We start from the raw sequence: 4,200 nt of genomic DNA on the forward strand, positions 1-4,200 counted from the left end.
GCCTGGCACCAGCCACGGTACTCCTCGTACAGCTTGGAGGCCCCGAACTTAGCGTCCGTGTCGATCTCGCATTCCTGATCAACGAACTGGCTCACGCTGTCCATGCTGGTCTTATAGGCCGCGACTTGGTCCAGTACGATCTTGGGTGGGTTCAAGCCCTGCTTCTGCCACTCCATGCAACCCTTTACAGCCCAATTCAAAATACCCGGCAGTTCAGCCATCAGCTTACGCCCGAGGTCACGGTCCTGCTCTTCTGCCTTGAAAGTACGATTGAATGGGATCGCTTGGATGCGCCGCCAGATCCCGTGATCGGTGTTGTTGATCGCTGGCAAGCTGTTCGTTGCTAGGAAGATTTTACCCTGGATCTGGAACTCGATGAACTTGCCGTACAATGGGCGTCCTTTAAGTGTGTCGCCCCCGGTCATCTGTTTGATTTTGGCCTCCGCCAGAGCCTCGCCCTCCTCGGTTTCACTGACCGAAATGAGTCTAGCCCCCACAAGATCAACCAGATCGTCTCCTACTGAGTTACCACCGCGTGCAATCAGGGTTTGCGATGCGGCAGCCTTGGCATAGTCCCCCAAGAGCCGGTTGACGACATTCGTGAAGGTCGACTTCCCGTTAGCTCCGTCGCCGATCAAGATGAACATGCATTGTTCGTCTGTTCGCCCTGTCAGGCTGTAGCCAATGGCTCGCTGCAGGTAGGCGATCAGATCCGTGTTGGCCTCGAAAACGTCCATCAAGAACCCCTCAAACGCCGGGCAAGTAGCCTCAGGGTCGAAATGCACGGCCAGCGACTTGCTCACAAGCAAGGAGGGATCTGGATCAAATGCTTTCGGCCCCCGGAGATCTATCCATTGGGTTCCGGTCGCCAGAAGCAGGTCATCGTTGTCGAAGGCAGCCACGGATACGGCCCGGTCGGTTGCAGCCAGTCGGCTCAGGTTCTCCAGCCTATTCAGGCTCTCAAACGAAGACAGCTTGCGTGCTGCTTCATGCTGCCCTGATTGTGTCAGAGCATCCTTGGCCTCGCGAATAAATGCCACCGCTAATTTGAGAATTTGGCCTGCAGCGTCTGCCTCCCAGTGGTGACCGTTCCAGATCATCCATTGCTTGGCCTCAACCGCATAGACTGCTCGCTGTTCCAGCCACTGACCGAAGACCTCGGCGAGGTTGGCTTCGGTTGCCTGTGAGGAATTCGCGAACTGGGCGAAGTTTAGAATGTCGACCTGTTGGGGCGAGATGGTCTCCGGCACCGTTGTGCTGGCGACATCGACATAGGCGATCACCCGGTCAGATACACGCTGGGCTGCATCCCGACCAATACACTTGATCAGGCCTTGGAAACCAATTAGCTGCTCCGGCTGCTTTTCTCGGGCGGTTTGCACGCAGGCAATCCGGTCTCCCTTTTCATCATCGGATGCGATCTCGCAGATACGCTCGACAATCTTCTCGACCAGGTCGGCTTCAACACCGTGTTTGAGGCAAAGACCCGTAAACGCAAGGGCTAGGTCGTGACGATGGCCACTTGTCCAGCATTGAGCGATCTCACTGGCAGCCGCCAAGAGGCTTGCAGATCTCGCGAGTGTTGCGTGGCTGATGTCTTGTGCGTCCTCAGCAAAATGAGTGAATCCGAGTTGCTGGCCGTTCGGGTGGACCGATGGGGGGATCATGGTCTGGGTTCCGTCACCGCGCAGTTCGACAAGTGTCGACGCATTGCCCCCTTTCGTGAATGACTTGCGCGGGCCGCAGTCCGAGGCGCGGTAAAGATAGTGTCCGCTGTCGTTGGTGCCGCGATCAAAGATCGCTATGGGTTTCGGTAGAATGATATCGGCAATAGCTTTCGCTTCTGCACAGTCTAGGTCAACGTCGAGAACACCGGACAAACTGCCAAGCAGTAGTCCTAAGTTGCCCGGCTGATGCAAGGCTTGATCAAGTGGTAGACCATTGTTTGTCCATCCTTTTCTGGTTGGTTGTTTGGATTCTGGGTGAAGTACGATAAACGCGTCTTGTTCGCAGATTTTTTTCAGTGTGTTGGTGAGGTCCATTGTTAGGCTAACTTTCACAATGCGGCATTGCCGCCCGACCCATCCGGCCGGAGTTGAAAGCGCATCAAGGCGAGTTGCCGTGCAGGTGGCCCGGCATTGCCGGGGGCTGCGAGATGGCACATGTGTGTTAGTTGATTTCGCGGGTGGCCTGCACACTCAGGGGCCGCGTGGTTTTGACTCCAGTCTACGAGTGCAGAGCCAAACTCGGGTGGCCGTCGAAGACTAAGCCACGCGTATTCATCCAGTCATACAGCGGCGTTTTGATGCGGATATACGGGCTTCTCATGTCCCGCGCCGGGAACAGATCCAGCCATCCGACATGCACCAAGCACGCAATGGCCTGCTTGAAGGCCTCGCCGTTCACACTGGACTTGGACCGGAGCGACCGCAGTGCGTCTGTGCCGTAGGGAACATAGATGTCCGCTGGTATGGGGGGCAGATGATCATTTTCAGTATTGGCGGTGGAAGCCACGTGCGAAAGAGAGTGGAGCAGCAGCTCGAGGGCTGGGATCCACAGCTCTTCGCGGGCGTTGTTTAGGGACGGTAAGTGGCCGTACGGCATTGTGCCGACGCCAAGATGGTCTGGGATCTGTATGGACTGGCCTGCCGCGACCTGTAGAGCGGAGTCAGCTTGCAGCTCCGAGAACAGATCCGCCGCCGCTGCGGACAAACGCACTCGATACGCCGGGGATCCTAGGATTTGGGGCAGCAGCCAATTGATGTCGGGTGTTTCGGTCTCGAATTCCGCCTCCAGCTTTGGTTGGCTCGGCGAAGGTGCGGATGGATCAAGGGTCTTGTAGTTCATGGTACTCCGTTTGGGGTGGACTTATGCCAAGCTCCCAATAGGGCGTCGTCGGCTGTTGCACGACCGGATGCGCAAGACAGACGAGCCATCTAGGACGCTTGGCGATTTTGTTATGGGATTGTTGCGGTGTCCGACAGCGATGTCTTGGGCCGCGAAGTAACCATAAACGACGTGGCGCGATGTGTCAATAAAAATTACGCAACGTCCTCCATAAATCCTCTCTCCCTTCAATGTTACGGGTTACATTGATTGCGACCTAGCCCACACACGCTGCAGATCGCAATACATAGCATCGCCAGCCCCAGTCAGGGTTAAACCTGCGCCAAAGAAACATAAAGTCCAGGCGGATTTGTGCAGACCGTTTGAAGAGGTCTCCCGATTTGGTTCGGTCTTGGAGAACTTGGCGGCGAAACGTAAGTAGGCGTTCTTGTATGTCGTTATGGGAGTGGCCCGGATCGAGCAGAACCACTCTCCGACATGCGGAATTGGCGTAGATACGCGGTTTTTTTGACTCGCAAGCACCGAATCAAAAAGGATTGCTTGATAATGAGAACGACAGTCTGTGCCGAGGTCTACTACCGCGACACAGAGGGCGTCTGGGACCTGCTGGTCTGGACCGTAGACCCCAACGGCACCGTCGTGTTCGCAGCTTTCGCCCCCGGCGATCCCCGGGATCAGGCGATGCTGGAGGAGATGTACACGCCCTACAAACGTAGCCCCATGTCGGGCCTATAGGTAATCCAGTATCGGGGTGGTCTGCGTGATGAAAAAGATCAGAAACGCTATGATCGCAATCGGGATGCTGAGGAAGAACAGGATCGGCACCCAGAGGATGATCATGTCGAGGGTCTTCAGGATCAGGTGGATCAACCCGAAAAGTGAGGGATATGTGGTCTTCATGTATTCCATGGTGCTGTCCTTAAAAGAAAAACCCGCTCAGATTGTACTGAGCGGGTTTCTTCTTTTTGTCAATCGTCCGAGGTCGGGATGTACATCCATACGACCGCCAGAGCGATCAGAAGGACACCCGCAACGCACTTCCAGCCGGGTGTGGGGGATCCCGGCAGGGGCCGGGTCAGGAACTCAGCTAGAGAGGTCACTGGCGTCCCCTTTCGGGCGTAAGCTGATGGCTGAACTGCCGGGTATTTTGAATTGGGCTGTAAAGGGTTGCATGGAGTGGCAGAAGCAGGGCTTGAACCCACCCAAGATCGTACTGGACCAAGTCGCGGCCTATAAGACCAGCATGGACAGCGTGAGCCAGTTCGTTGATCAGGAATGCGAGATCGACACGGACGCTAAGTTCGGGGCCTCCAAGCTGTACGAGGAGTACCGTGGCTGGTGCCAGGCCATGGG

General features: G+C 56.1%; 6 protein-coding genes. 2 read left to right on the top strand and 4 right to left on the bottom strand.

Features of this window, described 5'->3' with window-relative positions:
- Together TRM7557_RS08160 and TRM7557_RS08165 are read right to left on the bottom strand one after the other, a co-directional pair.
- Nucleotides 1–2,042, bottom strand: a 2,042-nt coding sequence (locus TRM7557_RS08160; RefSeq protein WP_207382646.1) for a phage/plasmid primase, P4 family, incomplete at its 3' end; no start/stop codon positions are given.
- A gap of 184 nt (nt 2,043–2,226) precedes the next feature.
- Nucleotides 2,227–2,847 carry a hypothetical protein gene (locus TRM7557_RS08165; RefSeq protein WP_058289738.1) on the bottom strand — a complete coding sequence of 207 codons (621 nt, stop codon included), beginning with the start codon at nt 2,845–2,847 and terminating at the stop codon, nt 2,227–2,229.
- 546 nt (nt 2,848–3,393) lie between these two features.
- Here TRM7557_RS08165 and TRM7557_RS08170 point away from each other — a divergent pair.
- On the top strand, nt 3,394–3,582 hold the full coding sequence (locus TRM7557_RS08170; RefSeq protein WP_058289739.1) for a hypothetical protein: 189 nt from the start codon (nt 3,394–3,396) through the stop codon (nt 3,580–3,582).
- Here the strand turns inward: TRM7557_RS08170 and TRM7557_RS08175 are convergent.
- Both TRM7557_RS08175 and TRM7557_RS20375 read right to left on the bottom strand, forming a co-directional pair.
- Nucleotides 3,577–3,756, bottom strand: a complete 180-nt coding sequence (locus tag TRM7557_RS08175) for a hypothetical protein (RefSeq protein ID WP_058289740.1) — start codon at nt 3,754–3,756, stop codon at nt 3,577–3,579. The two genes, TRM7557_RS08170 and TRM7557_RS08175, sit on opposite strands and share 6 nt — an antisense overlap.
- A gap of 59 nt (nt 3,757–3,815) precedes the next feature.
- Nucleotides 3,816–3,947: a hypothetical protein gene (locus tag TRM7557_RS20375; RefSeq protein ID WP_268873716.1), complete on the bottom strand. Its 132-nt coding sequence runs from the start codon at nt 3,945–3,947 to the stop codon at nt 3,816–3,818.
- Nucleotides 3,948–4,018: 71 nt separating this feature from the next.
- Here TRM7557_RS20375 and TRM7557_RS19845 point away from each other — a divergent pair.
- Nucleotides 4,019–4,200 (top strand): primase-like DNA-binding domain-containing protein (locus TRM7557_RS19845; RefSeq protein WP_131727534.1); only part of this gene is annotated, 182 nt, incomplete at its 3' end.

Source organism: Tritonibacter multivorans, from assembly GCF_001458415.1.
Classification (GTDB): Bacteria; Pseudomonadota; Alphaproteobacteria; order Rhodobacterales; family Rhodobacteraceae; genus Epibacterium; species Epibacterium multivorans.

Coding starts and splice junctions, on each gene's coding strand:
- TRM7557_RS08170 (WP_058289739.1), top strand. CDS start 3,394: ATGAGAACGACAGTCTGTGCCGAGGTCTACTACCGCGACACAGAGGGC.
- TRM7557_RS08175 (WP_058289740.1), bottom strand. CDS start 3,756: ATGGAATACATGAAGACCACATATCCCTCACTTTTCGGGTTGATCCAC.
- TRM7557_RS08165 (WP_058289738.1), bottom strand. CDS start 2,847: ATGAACTACAAGACCCTTGATCCATCCGCACCTTCGCCGAGCCAACCA.